The following is a 15,683-nucleotide window of genomic DNA, read 5'->3' as shown; positions in this document are numbered from 1 at the left end:
GATCTGTTGAGTAGTTGCGTTGCGTATTGAAAAGCCCGGCTCTCTTTTGAGAGGCCGGGCTTTTTGCTGTTGTCTTGAAGGGCAGGGTGTCAGGCGGAAGCCTTCTCCTGCGCGCGCGCCGCGAGACGCTGGCGCAACGAGAGAACGGTTTCCTTCCCGTCGGCCGCCGGCTGATAGAAGAGGCTGAAAGCTCCGGCATTCTCAGCGAAGATTTCCGGGGTGATGTTGTCGGCGACTTCGAGCGCGTCGAAACCGCAGCGGATCATGTACTGGAACTGGTCGCGCAACACATTGCCGACCGCCCGGATCTCGCCCTTGAAGCCGTGACGTTCACGCAGCAGGCGCGCATATGAATAGGCGCGGCCATTGCGGTAGATCGGAAAGTCGAGCGCGACGACATCGATATGATCGAGATCGCCGACGATGGCGTCCGGTTCCTGGCCGCTCTGCAGCTTCACCCCGATGGGGGAATTGCGCGCGCGCAGCATCTCGCATTCCGCCTGCCAGCGCTCAAGGCTGACAATGGCCGGCCCGTCCGGCAGCGCATCCTCATCGCCGACGGTGACGAAACTGTCCTCGACGAACTCGCCGTTCTTAATGAGTTTCATAGAGGCTCTCCTTGAACGGATCGATACCGACGCGGCGATAGGTGTCGATGAAGCGCTCGCCATCCTTGCGGATGCCGATATAGGTGGTGACGATGGTCTCGATCGCGTCCACGACTTCGCCTTCGGTAAAGGCGCGGCCCACGATGTCGCCAATGGCGGTCTTCTCGTCCGCCGCACCGCCAAGCGTCACCTGGTAATATTCGACGCCCTTCTTGTCGACGCCCAGAATGCCGATATGGCCGACATGATGGTGGCCGCAGGCATTGATGCAACCCGATGTGTTGATCTTCAGCTCGCCAATCTCGTGCTGGCGTTCGATGTCGGCGAAGCGTTCCGAAATCTGCTGCGCGAGCGGGATCGAGCGGGCATTGGCCAGCGCGCAATAGTCCAGACCGGGACAGGCGATCTGGTCCGTGATGAGGCCGATATTCGCCGTCGCGAGGTCATGCGCCTTGAGTGCCTCATAGACCGCATAGAGATCCTGCTTGCGGACATGTGCAAGCGTGAGGTTCTGCTCATGTGTGACGCGCAACTCGTCGAAGCTGAATTTCTCGGCGATGTCCGCGATGGCATCCATCTGGTCAGACGTGCAATCGCCCGGTACGCCGCCAATAGGCTTCAGCGAGATGTTGACGATGCTATAGCCCGGCACCTTGTGCTGCGCGACGTTCGACTTCACCCAGTGGGCGAAGTTCGTGTCCGCAAGGACCGCCTTGTTGAGTTCGGTGCTCTCGTCCGGCAGCTCTTCGTAGGCGGGCGGCTGGAAATAGGCTTCGATGCGCGCGACCTCTTCCTGCGGAAGGTGCAGCGTACCGCCCTTCTGGAGTTCGGCGAACTCCGCCTCGACCTGGCGCTGCATTTCCTCGACGCCGATTTCGTGGACAAGGATCTTGATGCGCGCCTTGTAGATATTGTCGCGGCGTCCATACATGTTGTAGACGCGCAGGATCGCCTCGAGATAGGCGAGCAGGTCTTCCTTCGGCACGAAGTCGGAAATCTTCTTGGCGACCATCGGTGTGCGGCCGAGACCGCCCCCGACATAGATTTCATAGCCGATTTCGCCCTTGCCGTTCTGGACGATCTGGATGCCGATGTCGTGTACGCGGATCGCGGCGCGATCGTCCGGCGTACCGGAGACGGCAATCTTGAACTTGCGGGGCAGATAGGAAAATTCCGGGTGGAACGTCGACCACTGCCGGATGATCTCCGAGACGATACGCGGATCTTCAAGCTCGCTTTTCGCGGCGCCCGCATACTGGTCCGAGGTCACGTTGCGGATGCAGTTGCCCGAGGTCTGGATGCAATGCATCTCGACCGAGGCGAGATCCTTCAGAATATCCGGCACGTCCTTCAGCGCAGGCCAGTTGAACTGGAGATTCTGGCGCGTCGTGAAATGGCCATAGCCGCGGTCATATTTGCGGCCCACATGGGCAAGCATGCGCAGCTGCCTTGAAGAGAGCGTGCCATAGGGAACGGCGATGCGGAGCATATAGGCGTGCAACTGGAGATAGACGCCGTTCATCAGGCGGAGCGGCTTGAACTCGTCTTCCGTGATCTCGCCTGCAAGCCGCCGCGAGACCTGTCCGCGGAACTGAGCGACGCGCTCGTTCACGAGCTGCTGATCGAATTCGTCGTAACGATACATGACTGTGCCTTTACCTGTTTCCGGCGCTCTCGCGATTACTGGTGAACGCCGGGCAGTTCCGACTGCTTGCCGAGATCGCGCCGGACGGTCGGGCCGGCCTGGCGGATCGTCTCGCGTACGCTCACCGCGCGGATGCCGCCATCCTCGGGTGCCACCTCGAAAAGGTAGGGTTCCACGACGACGTTCTGCTCCACGAAAGGCGTTGCACTGGCGAGGAGAGCGTCCGCCGCTTCCTTGCCTTCCGCGACGCCAGCTTCCTGCAGCGTTTCCGACCAGCGCTGATCCGCCGTCAGGTAGACAACAATGCCATCGCTGAGCCGATTGGCCGTGAGAGCCTGGAACTGTGCGCCCTTCCGGGTGTGCTGAGCCATGCAGAACTGTCCTCGAATTGCGTGATAGGCCCGGTCATACAGCCCTTTTACGGGCAAAGCGAGCGGGCCGCCCGCCAAAAACCAGCCGGTCTATTTGCCAGACAAGATGGGTTTTTTTGGAAAGATCGTCAATAGTTGTGTAAAATAATATATACAACAAATAAATTACGTATAAATCGCCAAATTCAGCAGTTTTCTGCGACTTGTTCTCATATTTCGCGGCGAATGGCGCTTTCGTGCCAATGCCGGAGCAGCCGCTGCTCGATGAGGGTCAGGCAGAAGAAAATGCATATCCCGAGTGTGGATAGCAGGAAGAGGGCGGCGAACATGCGCGGGATGTCGAGCCGGTTACCCGCCTCCACGATGCGCCAGGCGAGCCCGGTGGCCGCGCCCGAGCCCGCGACGAATTCGGCCACCACCGCGCCGATAAGGGCGAGGCCGCCCGAAATCTTCATGCCGGCCAGAATGTAAGGCAGCGCGGAGGGGAGCTGGAGCTCGCTCAGCATCTGCCAGCGGCTTGCGCCATAAAGCCGGAAGAGGTCACGCAGATTGTGGTCCGTCGAGCGAAGTCCCAGCGTCGTATTGGAGAGGATCGGGAAGAAGGCGACGATCCAGGCAAGGATCAGCACGGCGACCTCGACCCGGTCATAGCCGACCCAGATGATGATGAGGGGCGCGATGGAGACGACGGGCGTGACCTGCAACGCCACCGCATAGGGAAAGAGTGCCGTTTCGATCAGGCGGTTCTGCGAGAAGACGATGGCAAGGCCGACGCCGCCGACGACGGCGAGCAGGAAGGCGGCGAGCGTCACGCGAAGCGTCACCCAGAGCGAGCCCATCAGCGAGCCGAAATTCAGAACGAGACTTTCCGCGATGGCGGAGGGCGCAGGCAGCACGAAGGGCTTGATGCCGCTCGCACGGACCAGCCCTTCCCAGACGAGAAGGAAGACAATGCCGACGAGCAGTGGCACGAGGATGCGTGTCAAACGCGAATAGGTTTCGTCACTCATGCCGCGGCGCCTTCGCGAAGGGCGGCGCTGACCCGTGCGCAGGTTTCGACATAGATCGCGGACTCACGAAAGGCCCGGCCGCGCGGATAGGGGGCGTCAATGGCGATGTCGGCAAGGATGCGGCCGGGCCGTGCACCCATTACAAGAACGCGCTCCGACAGATAGACGGATTCATAGATGCTGTGCGTGACGAAAACGGTGGTGAAGCGCTGCTCCCGCCAGAGTGTGACGAGATCGTCATCGAGATTTTCCCGTGTGAATTCGTCGAGCGCGGCGAAGGGCTCGTCCATCAGGAGAACCGGCGGCTCCGTCACGAGCGCCCGCGCGATCGAGACGCGCATCTTCATACCGCCCGAAAGCTCTCGCGGGAAAGCATGCGCGAAATCGGAGAGCCCGACACGTGCGAGCGCGTTATGCACGCGCGGCATCGCTTCGTCTTTGGGGATGCCTTTGAGCTTTAGCGGCAGATAGACATTTTCCGCGACCCGCGCCCAGGGCATGAGCGTCGCATCCTGAAAGACGAAACCGATATCGGAAGGGCGTGTGCCCGATGCCGGCCAGGAAAGCTGTCCATGGTCGGGCGCGATGAGCCCGGCAATGATACGAAGCAGCGTGCTCTTTCCGCAGCCCGACGGGCCGACAAGCGAAACGAAACCGCCCTCCCGCACCGACGCATCGACGCCCTCAAGCGCGACGGTGCCGCTGCCATAGGTCTTGCCGATGCCGGCAAGTTCGATGAGGCGCGCCGCCTCCCTCATTCCCCCGTCAGTTCCTTCTTCAGGTCGAGGCCGACGCCCTGGTTCACGAATTCCAGCGTATAGGCGCTGTGGACGCTGAGGCTGTTTTCATAAACGCCCGCAGTCACCATCTCGTCATGGAATTTCTGCCAGCGCTCATTCGTCATCGCACCGACGCCGAGGGTGAGCGTCTCGCCGGAATCGACGATGCCGTTCTCTTTCATCAGCCGGATCGCATTCGCGAGGATGTCATCCGTCATTTCCGGATTGTCGCGCTTGATGAGCTCGTTCGCGGGCGAGGGGTCGCCATAGACATAGTCGACCCAGCCCCTGATGCTCGCATCGACAAAGGCCTGCACGATTTCAGGCCGCTCGGCGATCATGCGGTCGCTGGCGAGAATGAACGCGGCGTATCCCGGATAGCCATAGTCGGAGAGAAGGAAGACCTGCGGCTCCACGCCCTGCTGGCGGATCATGTAGGGCTCGGAAGAGAGATAGCCTTGCTGGATTGCATGTTCGTCGGTGAGGAAGGGCGCAAGGTTGAACGTGTATTTGCGGATCTGCGTATCCGCGAAACCGTATTTCGATTTCAGCCACTGCCAGAAAGCGCTCACCGTCGCGTCGGAGACCATGATGGGTTTGCCCTTCATGTCGGCGATTGACTTCACGTCGTCGCGCGGATGGGTGATGAAGACCTGCGGGTCTTTCTGAAACGAGGCCATGACGGCCTTCGCTCCTGCATCGGCGGCGGCCATGTTGAGCGGGATGAAGCTGTTGGAGCCGAGGCCGAAATTGACGGAGTGCGCGGCGAGGAGTTGCGGCACGTTGACGCCGGGACCCCCTTGAAGAATTTCGACATTGAGCCCCGCTTCTTCGTAATAGCCCTTGGCGAGGGCCTGATAGAAGCCGCCATGCTCTGCCTGCGCCTTCCAGTCTGTTGCGAAGGTTACGCGAACGAGATCTCCTTCCGTTTCACGGTCCGGCTGGATCACGAGGACGATCGCAATGGCGACCGCGACAGCAGCGCCCATCAGGCCGAGAATGATATTGCGGTTCATGGAATTCTCCCCGGGGAAGGCGCGGTCAGCGCAAAACCGGGGCGATGGTAGCAGCGAGCAGAGCCGCGGGCTACTGCCGGGCTTCTAGCGAGTGGGCCTCAAAGCGGCTCGCAATTCGCCTGCCGCCGCTTCGCGTCGATCTCGGCACGGAGGTCTTCGGAAGGTACGAGCGAGCGGAAGAGAACAATGCCCTTGCTGCTCGGCGCGACAATCACGGGAATGCCCTTGTTGCCGCCCGCCTCTTCGCTTGAGGCGAGAATGATCTCGATACGATCCGTCTTTACCTGACGGTCGTTGACGACAAAGAAATTGTCCGTGTTGGAAGCGAAGGTCGAGAGGGACCAATAGGTGTCGGGTACCGGCGAGGTGAGCTTCACGGGCCGCGCGCTGACGTCGTAGACGCAGGCGGTGTAGAGGAGGTCGGGGCTCGGCCGCACGATGCCCCGCGCCTCGGCGGTGGGGCGATCGGGATAGACGGGTTTGTTGACCCCGCCCGCCTGCGAAGCGATGCCCGCCATCGCCCGGTTCATGATGCCGTAGGGCAGGCCGAATACCGTCAGGATGTGGAAAACGGCGGCGAGGGCAATGGTACCCGCCGCCCACATGGGCCAGGTTTTCATGTGCGACATGCCTCCTTGGCGATACGCGGAAGCACGACCCCGGAAGGATCGCGCGCCGCTTCCGGCTCCGGGTTGTAGAGCCGCAAGGTAAGTGAAAATGTGTCACCCGTTTGGCCGCCGGTCGGAATCCAGTTTCCATCCGTTTCTTCGGGGCCGACAGCGATGACGAAATTCCCGTCCGCTTCGCGGGCGACGGTGTCGCCGCCATAGGAATAACGGTCGAGCGGATTGGGAACGAGATAGTGGTCTGCGCCGTAAAGTGTCACGCTCCACCAGCGCGCGGGAGGGTCGGAACCCGCCACCTTGTAAGTGCATTCCGAACGAAGTTTGTCGCCCGCATCGTCCTTCGAGGCCGTGAAGTAGACGGTTTCCGTGCGATTGAGAGCGAGAAGCCCTGCGACAGCGATCCGCGCGCGTGTATAGGGGTCCGCTTCGGCACTGCCGATGACGAGGCTCGTCTGCCAGGGGCCGACAGCGACATCGCCACCGAGGCCCGCGCTTCGAATGAAAAGCAGCGCGGACCCCGCACCGACAATCAGCGCGACGATAACGACCGCAACCAGCTTCAGGGCCAGCTTCAAGAGTTTCCCCCACTGGAGCCCAGCCGGGGCTCCGGATTTTCGACAATGCTGCTTCGCGACACCCCCATGCGCGAATCAATACAAACACCATCCAACCGTCTGAAATTGAAACAGTCAAAGGTATAATGCGCGGGTAGTTAACCGGGCGCCGGGAGGGAGGTGAAACGCCTAGTTTCCGGCGAGTTCCTCGCGCTTCATCTCGAGTTCCAGCCAGCTTTCTTCCGATTTTTCCAGCTCCGCCTTCAACGCGTCGTGGCGCTCTGTCGTCTTGTGGAATTTGGCGGGATCGCGGGCATAGAGATCGGGGTCGGCGAGCGCCGCTTCGAGCGCGGCAATCTCCTTTTCGAGCTGCGGCATACGCGACTGAAGCTCTTCCAGTGCGCGCTGGTCCTTGTAGCTGAGCTTCGTCTGCGCTTTTGCCCGGTCCGGCTTCTGCGAATTGGAAGAAGAGGACTTCGTGGATGACGAGGCGTCCGGCTTTTCTTTTCGCTGGCGGAAATAATCCGAATAGCCGCCCGGATATTCCTGCGCCTTGCCGTCGCCCTCGAGCGCGATGACGGACGCCACGATGCGGTCGAGGAAGTCGCGGTCATGGCTGACGAGGAGGACGGTGCCGTCATAGTCGGACACGATCTCCTGCAGCAGGTCGAGCGTCTCCATGTCGAGATCGTTTGTCGGCTCGTCGAGGATCAGGAGGTTCGACGGCTTCGCCAGCGCACGGGCGAGAAGCAGGCGGCACTGCTCGCCGCCGGACAGCGCCTTCACGGGTTGGCGCGCCTGCGACTCGCGGAAAAGAAAATCGCGCAGGTACGAAACGACGTGGCGGGGTTTCCCGCGTACGATCACCTGATCGCCGCCGCCTTCGCAAAGCGTATCCCAGAGCGTTGCTTCGGGATTGAGGGAGCTGCGCGACTGGTCGACATAGACGGGTGTGAGGTTCGTGCCGAGGCGGATCGTGCCGCTATCGGGCGCGAGGACGCCTGTGAGAATTTTGAGAAGGGTGGTCTTGCCCGCGCCGTTGGGACCGATCACACCGATCTTGTCGCCGCGCATGATCCGCGTCGAGAAATCGCGTATGGCGATGCGCTCAGAGCCGTCGGGCTGTGGCCATATCTTGGTGATGTTCTTTGCTTCCACCACCAGCGAACCCGACGCCTGGCCCGTCTCCACGGCGAGGTCGGCGCGACCCGTCTGCTGAACACGCTGCGCGCGCTCCGAGCGCATGGAATGGAGACGGCGAAGCCGCCCCTGATTACGCGTGCGCCGCGCCGAAATGCCTTCGCGTGACCATTGCGTTTCCTGCTCGATCAGCTTGTCGAGTTTGCGTTGTGTGACTTCTTCTTCCGCGAGAATCTTCTCCGACCATTCCTCGAAGGCGGTAAAGCCCTTGTCGAGGCGGCGGATGGCACCGCGGTCGAGCCAGAGACAGCCCGCCGCGAGACGGCGCAGGAAGGCGCGGTCATGGCTGATGAGAACGAAAGCACCGCGAAATTGCGAGAGCCGTTCTTCGAGCCATTCGATGGAGGGAAGGTCGAGATGGTTTGTCGGCTCGTCGAGCAGGAGAATGTCGGGTTCTTCCGCGAGCACACGGGCAAGGGCGGCCTTGCGGCCTTCACCGCCGGAAAGCGTCGCCGGATCGGCGTCGGGCGACAGTCCGAGTTCGTCGAGCGAGGCCGCTGCCTTGTGTTCTTCAGCACCGCCCGCCGTCGCGTAATCGATAACACGGCGAGCACCGCCGAAATTCGGAACCTGCTCAAGATAAGCGATGCGGGTGCCGGGCTGCCGGAATATCTCGCCGCCATCGGGCTCGATGAGGCCCGCCGCGATGCGCAGCAGGGTGGACTTGCCACTGCCATTCCGCCCGACAAGGCAAAGACGGTCGCCTGGTGCGAGCGCAAAGCTCGCCCCGCCTATCAGAACCTGATCGGCGAAGACGACGCGAATATCGCGCAGGGCAAGGAGAGGTGCGGCCAAGTCGAGTAACCCCGTTGAACTGGCCGCCTGTATGGCGCATCACGCGGATGCGCGCAATCGCCTCGGCTAAAAGCCTAGCGTCCACCCATGCGGAAGTCCGGCGCCCGCTCGGACGAAGGACGGCTTTCGAGCTTCGGCGCCGCTTTGAAAAGGTCCGCAAGTTCCGCGAAGAAGCCGCTGCGAGGCGCGGTGGCGGCCACCAGCGGTGCGTCGCGATAGCGCACGGCACCGGGGAGAGGCGCCGCGGGCATGCCCTGTTCGGCGGCGGTCATATAGTTGCGCCAGGCAAGAGCGGCGAAGTTGCCGCCTGCCGCGCTTCTGGTCGGCGAGTTGTCGTCATTGCCAAACCAGACACCCGCAACCTCGTTGCCGGTAAAGCCGATGAACCAGGCATCGCGATAATCCTGGCTGGTGCCGGTCTTGCCCGCGGCAAGGCGGCCGGAGAGAGCGGCCGAGCGGCCCGTGCCTTCCGTGACAACCTGATGAAGCATGTAGGTCATGTCTTGCGCCTGATTGCGCGTCATGACCTGCTCCGATGCTGTTTCATGGCGGTAGAGCGTGTCGCCATTCTCCGCTTCGACAGAGAGAACGCCATAGGGTGCGGCGCGGGCGCCGGCATTGCCGAAGGCGGAGTAGGCGGATGTGAGTTCGAGCAGCGATACTTCGGCGCTGCCGAGTACGATGGAGAGATTGCGCGGTAACGGGCCTTCTATGCCGAGATCCCGTGCCGTTCCGATGATACGGTCCATGCCGACACGCTCGCCGACCTGAACGGAGATTGTGTTGATCGAATTTGCAAGCGCGGTGGAGAGGTTCACGGTGCCCCAATCGCGCGACGATGCGTTCTGAGGTGTCCAGCCGCCCATCGAAACGGGTTCGTCCGTTACCGGACTATCCGGCGTGTAGCCAGCCTTGAGTGCGGCAAGATAGACGATCGGCTTGAAGGCGGAGCCGGGCTGCCGCTCGGCCTGCGTCGCCCGGTTGAACTGGCTTTCCACATAGGAGCGCCCGCCCACCATGGCCCGCACCGAGCCGTCCGGGCCAAGCGCGACAAGCGCGCCTTGCGAGACATGTTTCTCCGCGCCCGTATCGGCCAGCGCCTTTTCCACGGCTTTCTCTGCGGCAGTCTGACGGCGCGGATCGAGCGTCGTATGAACAGTGACGCGGCCCGTTACCCCGGGAAGCAGCCGGCGTACTTCTTCCGCAGCCCAGTCGATGAAATATTCGCGGCCCGCTTCCTTTGAATGCGTGAGAACCTCGGCGGGGTTTTCGCGGGCACCGGCAACATCTTTTTCGCGAAGACTGCCGGCATCGACCAGACGGTCGAGAACCTGATTGGCGCGCGCCCTTGCGCGCTCAAGATCGTTTGACGGCGAGAAACGGCTCGGTGCTTTCGGGAGGCCGGCAAGGATGGCAGCTTCGGCAAGCGACACATCGCGCACGGACTTGCCGAAATAGTAGCGTGCGGCGGCATCCATGCCGTAATTTCCGGCACCCATATAGATGCGGTTCAGATAGAGCGTGAGAATCTCGTCCTTGGTGAGATTGTTCTCCAGCCACATGGTGATCAGCGCTTCCTGCGCCTTGCGCCAGATGGTGCGGCTGTGGTCGAGATAAAGATTCTTTGCGACCTGTTGCGTAATGGTCGAGCCGCCCTCCACGAAGCCGAAGGATTTGACGTTCGCCCACATTGCCCGTGCGATTCCGCGCGGGTCGAAGCCGTTGTGCTCGTAGAAGCGGCGATCTTCCGTCGCAAGCAGGGCCATTATCAGATAGGGAGGCATTTCGCCGAGCGGCACGGTCGGCGCTGTGCGGTGCCCGCGCATGCCGAGTTCATTGCCATTGGCATCGACAAGGGTGATCGAGAGCGCGTCTGTCTGCGCCGTGTCGAGCGCGCGTTGAAGATCGGGCAAGGTGATGAAGACGATGGCGATAAAGCCCGCAATCAAGGCGGTCACGCCGAAGGACGCGGCGGTGAGCGCGCGCGCAAAACCGGATCTGCGTTTGCGCGGCGCGCGTTCGCGAACGGGTTCACGGTCTTCCGCGTCCGATGGTTGCCCGCGCTGACCCTGTGCGCGTCGCATCTGCGCGCGCATCGGATAGTGCGGATCGATTTCGTCGTCTTCGCTCAAGGTTAACCGCCTCGCTGGACCCAATCCGGGTGTCTGCCGGGTAGCCGATTCATGCGAGTGTCGTGCCAGCCCCCTTGGACCAAAACGAGACTTGCCGAACTTTGTGCATTGAATAGGGCAGGATCGGGGCGAAGGCGCGGCAGTGAGAGGCTTTGACAAAATCTTCGCGGCGATGTTTTGTCCCGGAATGAACGGCAGCCCCGAACCTTTCTGGCGCACGAAGCGCCTCGACGAGATGACCCGCGAGGAGTGGGAAAGCCTTTGTGACGGCTGTGCGAAGTGCTGTCTGGTGAAGCTCGAGGACGAGGACACGGGCGAAATCGAATATACCGATATTGCCTGCCGGCTGCTCGATGCGGACACCTGCCAATGCTCGGACTACCCCAACCGTTCGACCCGTGTGCCCGACTGTGTGACGCTGACGGTCAAAAATCTGGAAGACATCGACTGGATGCCGACCTCCTGCGCCTACAAGCTCATCAAGCACGGCAAGGACCTGCCCTGGTGGCACCCGCTGGTTTCCGGCGAGTATGAGGCGGTACGGCTCGCAGGTATGTCCGTTCACGGACGGTTTCTCTATGAGGACGAGGCGGACATGGAAGACCTCGAAGGCCGGATTGTCGATTGGCCGCTCATGCCGCCGGAGTGAAAAGGCGGTGATCCAGCAGCGTTTTCGCGACGTAAGAGATGGAGAAACAGAGGGCTGACCCCATGACCTATCTCTTTGCCTATGTCGCAAGCGCCGTTGTGTTCCTTGGTCTCGACTACATCTGGCTGACCCGCGTGGCACGCGATTTTTACGCGAATTCGCTCGGAAGCATGATGCGCGATACGCCGGACTTCGTCGCGGCCGGCGCCTTCTATCTCTTCTATATTGGAGGCATTGTCTTCTTCGCGGTCATGCCTGCGGAGAGCTGGAAGGGCGCGGTTTTCCGCGGCGCTCTCCTTGGGTTGCTGGCCTATGGAACCTATGACATGACCAACCTGGCGACGCTGAAGGGCTGGCCCTGGCGCATGGCGGCGGTGGATATGGCCTGGGGAGCGGCGCTGACTGCCCTTGCGGCGCTGGGGGGATATCTGGCCTCAAAAGCGGCATGACCGTCATCGAAACGTCAAAAAAACGTCACATAGGGTAGGCTTGTCCCCGGCGAAATGCTAAAGGCTCCCCGCGGCGAGTTATGCCCGGATTTTGGCCGAATCGTTGGGGAGCCCCCGTGCCGAAAAGTGCGCTCGACAAGGACCTGAAAAAGGTCGGCAAGCTCGAAGAGGCCACACAGGACCTGTCGCGTTCAATCGCGGCCCCCGGCCTCTCGATCCTGTTCCTCATTGCCATCTTCCTCGTCATGAGCGGGCTCGCCCCTTCGGGGCCGCTGAGCTTCTTCGTGATCGCGGGCGGCGTCATAGCCGGTTACATGGCGCTCAACATCGGCGCCAACGATGTTGCGAACAATATGGGCCCCGCGGTCGGCAGCCGTGCGCTGCCGCTCGGCGCCGCACTCCTGATCGCAGCGGTCTGCGAAGCGGCGGGCGCGATCCTCGCGGGCGGCGATGTCGTGAACACGATCTCCAAGAACATCATCGTGCCGCATCAGAGCTTCGAGGTGCGCGACTTCGTGATGCTGATGATGGCGTCGTTCCTGGCGGCAGGCATGTGGCTCCATCTGGCGACCTTCCTGAATGCACCCGTCTCGACCACGCACTCGATCGTGGGCGGCGTGCTGGGCGCGGGCATCGCGGCAGCAGGCTTCGGCATCGTGTCCTGGCCGACCATGGGCGCGATCGCGGCGAGCTGGGTGATCTCGCCGGTGATGGGCGGCGTCATCGCGGCGGCGCTGCTCGGCTTCGTGAAATGGCAGGTGCTCTTCAAGCCGGACCGCGTGGCGGCGGCAAGGCGCTGGGTGCCTGTACTGATCGGCCTGATGGCGGGCGTCTTCGCCATGTATCTCGCCCTGAAGGGTTTCTCCAAACTCTGGAAGCCCTCGGCGGGCGTGGTCTGGCTGCTCGGATTGGCGGCATTCCTCCTCGGTACGCTGGCGACGCGGCCCTGGGTGGCGCGGCGCGCCCGCAACATGGAAAACAGACGCAAGCACGTGGCCGGGCTCTTCACGCTGCCGCTGGTCTTCGCGGCGGCGCTTCTCTCCTTCGCGCATGGTGCGAACGATGTCGCGAATGCGGTGGGTCCGCTCGCGGCCATCGTGGCGGCTGCCGAAACAGGAACCGCAACGGCGGGGGACGTTTCATTGCCGCTCTGGGTGCTCGCGATCGGCGCCATCGGCATCTCGCTCGGCCTCGCGCTTTTCGGCCCCCGCCTCATCCGCACGGTGGGCACCAAGATCACCAAGATGGACGCGCCGCGCGCCTATTGCGTGGCGCTGGCGGCAGCCATCACGGTGCTCATTGCCTCGGCGCTGGGGCTTCCCGTGTCATCCACGCATATCGCTATCGGCGGTGTCTTCGGCGTCGGCTTCCTGCGCGAGCAGCTCGCCAATCTCGGCCTGAAGGCGGACGGGCCGAAGCCGCCCAAGCCCGTGCCCAACGAACCTTCCTCGCTGTCGAAGACGCCGGAAGATGCGATCAAGAAGCAGATCAAGCGCGAGAAGCGCCGCCTCGTGCGCCGCCGCCACGTGCTCGGCATAGCGGCCGCCTGGGTCATTACGGTGCCTGCCGCGGGCGGGCTTGCCGCCGCGCTTTATGCGCTGATGAAGGCCGTGTCGGACTTCTGAGGCGGGCTTATTTCTCGTCCTTGAGCTTCATCGCGATGTCGGCGAGATAGGGATCGTAAAGAAGCTTGCGCGCTTCGCGGAGCCCCGCCCAGTGGCGGCGGCGCTGTGTCTGTTCTTCCCAGGTCTCATGCTGCTGCGTGACGCGCAGGGGATATATATCGACCTCGATGGGCTTCACGCGGACGCCCCGCCGCTTGATCGTGCGCCATGCGCCGAGCGGTTCTGCGCCGACAATGCCCTCGACGCCCGCTTCTTCGAGTGCTTCCTGCGCGGCGGCGTCATGCGGATCGAGCCCTTCCATGAGCCCGCCCTTCGGAAAGATCCAGCGGCCCGTGCGGCGCGAGGTGATGAGAAGGACGGCGACCTTGCCGTCGATGACCGCATAGGGGATCACGCCGGCCTGCCGCTCGATCGCCGACTGGCGCGCGACGAAGCGAAAGCGTAGCGATGTTGCAAGTCTCTGAAGCATGGTCCCCCTCTGCGGCTGGCGGGAGTTTGCCGCGACTCGCGGAGAAAGGGGAGTCGGATGAAATGAAAGTTCCGAGATATCCCCAATTGTCAGCGTCACGCTCGCTTCCTACCTTACGTCCATCTCCAGAATTGTGCGGGTGACCATGACGAAGGCGGCGGCGAGGAAACCGGCGAAGGCGCGCGTCAGCGTGCCACCAGAGCAGGTAGAGGCGGCCGCGTCTGCGCCGCCGAAACCGGCAAGCGATGAGGATATCGACTGGGAGACGATCCGCGCCGATTACGAGATCGGCAGGAAGCGGCTTTCCGATATCGGCTTCGAGCACGGCATTCACTACAACCGGATCATCGCCCGCGCAAAGGCGGAGAGCTGGCCGAAGCGCGGCGAGGTCGAGCAGGAAAAGCGGCTTGAAACGGAACTGCCGCAGGACGCGGAGGCGCTGGCCGCGCGGCTGACGAAACTGATCGCCCGCGAGATCGCCGACATCGAGCGGCAGCGAAAGACCACACGCGACGAGGCGGAAGGCGAGCGGCAGGCGAGGCGGATCGCGACGCTGGTGCGCTCCATCGACAAGCTCCATGAAATCGAAAAGGCGGCGCGTCTTGCCAAACGAAACGACCCCGAGGCCGACAGGGCAAAGCGGCGCGCGGAAGACGAGCGCATCCGCGCCGGACTTGAGAGCCGCCTCGCTCGCCTTGCTGGCGCGGGAGGCAAGGGCAGGCTTCCTCAAAAGCCTGACGCCGCGCGAGCTGCGCCTGCTCGACAATGACTGGCGCTTCTGGGCGCGGGACGACCAGCTGCCGCCGCAAGGCGAGTGGACGACATGGCTGGTGCTGGGCGGGCGCGGCGCGGGGAAAACGCGCGCGGGCGCCGAATGGGTGCAGGGCGAGGTCGATGCCGGACGGGCCGGACGCATCGCGCTGATCGGCGAGACGCTGGGCGATGTGCGCGAGGTAATGATCGACGGGCCCTCGGGGCTGCGCGCCATTGCACGCGAGAATGAAAAGCCGCGCTACGAAGTGACGCGCAAGCGGCTGCTCTGGCCGAATGGCGCGGTGGCGCATGTTTTCTCGGCGGGTGAGCCCGAAAGCCTGCGCGGGCCGCAATTCGATGCGGCCTGGGGCGACGAACTGGCGAAATGGCGCTATGCCGAAGCCGCCTGGGACATGCTGCAATTCGGATTGCGGCTTGGGCAAAACCCGCGGCAGGTAATGACGACGACGCCGCGGCCCGTGCCGGTTCTGAAACGGCTGATGGCGGACAGGCGCACGGCGGTGACACGCGCCTCCACCCATGCGAACCGCGCGAACCTGGCCGACGGATTTTTCCGCGCCGTGATCTCGCGCTACGAGGGCACGCGGCTCGGGCGGCAGGAACTCGACGCGGAACTGATCGAGGACAACCCGGACGCGCTCTGGAACCGCGAGACGATAGAGCGGGGCCGGATCGAGCGTGCGCCGCTGGCGCTTGTGCGCGTGGTGGTGGGCGTCGACCCGCCCGCGACTGGCGGCGCGAAATCGGACGAATGCGGCATCGTCTGCGCCGCGCTGGGGCAGGACGGTCACGCCTATGTGCTGGACGACCGCTCGATGGGACGGCTGTCGCCGCTCGCCTGGGCAAAGCGCGTTGCCGGCTGCTACCGCGCGCATGAGGCAGACAGGATCGTGGCGGAAGCGAATATGGGCGGCGAGAAGCGGAAGTGAGGGCTTTTTCCCCCAAGTCTTCCCGATTGATTTGAATTCGAGGTTTTACCTT

At 62.9% G+C, this 15,683-nt stretch carries 16 protein-coding genes; 5 read left to right on the top strand and 11 right to left on the bottom strand.

The window, feature by feature from the left end; translation table 11 throughout:
• Positions 1 to 89 precede the first annotated feature (89 nt).
• The 10 genes from ABJO61_RS06980 to ABJO61_RS06935 form a co-directional block, all read right to left on the bottom strand.
• On the bottom strand, positions 90 to 608 hold the full coding sequence (locus ABJO61_RS06980) for a DUF934 domain-containing protein (protein WP_348323925.1): 519 nt from the start codon (positions 606 to 608) through the stop codon (positions 90 to 92).
• The gene (locus tag ABJO61_RS06975; RefSeq protein WP_348323923.1) at positions 595 to 2,253 is read right to left on the bottom strand and encodes a nitrite/sulfite reductase; all 1,659 of its coding nucleotides are present in this window, start codon (positions 2,251 to 2,253) and stop codon (positions 595 to 597) included. The genes ABJO61_RS06980 and ABJO61_RS06975 overlap by 14 nt, the downstream gene beginning before the upstream one ends.
• A gap of 35 nt (positions 2,254 to 2,288) precedes the next feature.
• Positions 2,289 to 2,624, bottom strand: coding sequence for a DUF2849 domain-containing protein (locus ABJO61_RS06970; protein ID WP_348323921.1), 336 nt, complete (start codon positions 2,622 to 2,624; stop codon positions 2,289 to 2,291).
• A 209-nt stretch (positions 2,625 to 2,833) separates the two neighbouring features.
• Entirely contained in the window at positions 2,834 to 3,634 is an 801-nt protein-coding gene (locus ABJO61_RS06965) for an ABC transporter permease (protein ID WP_348323919.1), read from the bottom strand.
• The gene (locus tag ABJO61_RS06960) at positions 3,631 to 4,392 is read right to left on the bottom strand and encodes an ABC transporter ATP-binding protein (protein ID WP_348323917.1); all 762 of its coding nucleotides are present in this window, start codon (positions 4,390 to 4,392) and stop codon (positions 3,631 to 3,633) included. The genes ABJO61_RS06965 and ABJO61_RS06960 overlap by 4 nt, the downstream gene beginning before the upstream one ends.
• A complete protein-coding gene (locus ABJO61_RS06955) occupies positions 4,389 to 5,429 on the bottom strand; it encodes an ABC transporter substrate-binding protein (RefSeq protein ID WP_348323915.1) in 1,041 nt (346 codons plus the stop codon). The genes ABJO61_RS06960 and ABJO61_RS06955 overlap by 4 nt, the downstream gene beginning before the upstream one ends.
• 98 nt (positions 5,430 to 5,527) lie before the next feature.
• On the bottom strand, positions 5,528 to 6,049 hold the full coding sequence (locus ABJO61_RS06950; RefSeq protein ID WP_348323913.1) for a DUF1254 domain-containing protein: 522 nt from the start codon (positions 6,047 to 6,049) through the stop codon (positions 5,528 to 5,530).
• Positions 6,046 to 6,630 (bottom strand): DUF1214 domain-containing protein, encoded by a 585-nt coding sequence (locus ABJO61_RS06945; RefSeq protein ID WP_348323911.1) that lies wholly within the window; start codon positions 6,628 to 6,630, stop codon positions 6,046 to 6,048. The genes ABJO61_RS06950 and ABJO61_RS06945 overlap by 4 nt, the downstream gene beginning before the upstream one ends.
• 168 nt (positions 6,631 to 6,798) lie before the next feature.
• Positions 6,799 to 8,604, bottom strand: a complete 1,806-nt coding sequence (locus tag ABJO61_RS06940) for an ATP-binding cassette domain-containing protein (protein ID WP_348323909.1) — start codon at positions 8,602 to 8,604, stop codon at positions 6,799 to 6,801.
• A 74-nt stretch (positions 8,605 to 8,678) separates the two neighbouring features.
• Positions 8,679 to 10,736, bottom strand: coding sequence for a PBP1A family penicillin-binding protein (locus tag ABJO61_RS06935; protein WP_348323907.1), 2,058 nt, complete (start codon positions 10,734 to 10,736; stop codon positions 8,679 to 8,681).
• A gap of 187 nt (positions 10,737 to 10,923) precedes the next feature.
• Here ABJO61_RS06935 and ABJO61_RS06930 point away from each other — a divergent pair, with 187 nt between their 5' ends.
• From ABJO61_RS06930 to ABJO61_RS06920, 3 genes are all read left to right on the top strand, one after another.
• Complete coding sequence (locus ABJO61_RS06930) at positions 10,924 to 11,385, top strand: YcgN family cysteine cluster protein (RefSeq protein ID WP_348323906.1); 462 nt, start codon at positions 10,924 to 10,926, stop codon at positions 11,383 to 11,385.
• A 62-nt stretch (positions 11,386 to 11,447) separates the two neighbouring features.
• Entirely contained in the window at positions 11,448 to 11,834 is a 387-nt protein-coding gene (locus tag ABJO61_RS06925) for a DUF2177 family protein (RefSeq protein ID WP_348323904.1), read from the top strand.
• A gap of 116 nt (positions 11,835 to 11,950) precedes the next feature.
• Entirely contained in the window at positions 11,951 to 13,459 is a 1,509-nt protein-coding gene (locus ABJO61_RS06920) for an inorganic phosphate transporter (protein WP_348323902.1), read from the top strand.
• A gap of 7 nt (positions 13,460 to 13,466) precedes the next feature.
• On the opposite strand, the gene ABJO61_RS06915 is transcribed toward ABJO61_RS06920, so the two are convergent.
• The gene (locus ABJO61_RS06915; protein WP_348323900.1) at positions 13,467 to 13,928 is read right to left on the bottom strand and encodes an NUDIX hydrolase; all 462 of its coding nucleotides are present in this window, start codon (positions 13,926 to 13,928) and stop codon (positions 13,467 to 13,469) included.
• A gap of 139 nt (positions 13,929 to 14,067) precedes the next feature.
• On the opposite strand from ABJO61_RS06915, the gene ABJO61_RS06910 reads away from it, so the two are divergent.
• Positions 14,068 to 14,697 (top strand): hypothetical protein, encoded by a 630-nt coding sequence (locus ABJO61_RS06910; protein WP_348323898.1) that lies wholly within the window; start codon positions 14,068 to 14,070, stop codon positions 14,695 to 14,697.
• Positions 14,603 to 15,631: a terminase family protein gene (locus ABJO61_RS06905; RefSeq protein WP_348323896.1), complete on the top strand. Its 1,029-nt coding sequence runs from the start codon at positions 14,603 to 14,605 to the stop codon at positions 15,629 to 15,631. Before ABJO61_RS06910 ends, ABJO61_RS06905 begins: the two co-directional genes overlap by 95 nt.
• The last annotated feature ends 52 nt before the right edge of the window (positions 15,632 to 15,683 follow it).

The sequence above is a fragment of the Parvibaculum sp. genome, from assembly GCF_039973015.1.
GTDB lineage: Bacteria > Pseudomonadota > Alphaproteobacteria > Parvibaculales > Parvibaculaceae > Parvibaculum.
Note: the sequence above shows the minus strand (reverse complement) of the source record. Positions and strands in the feature narration are given on the sequence as shown.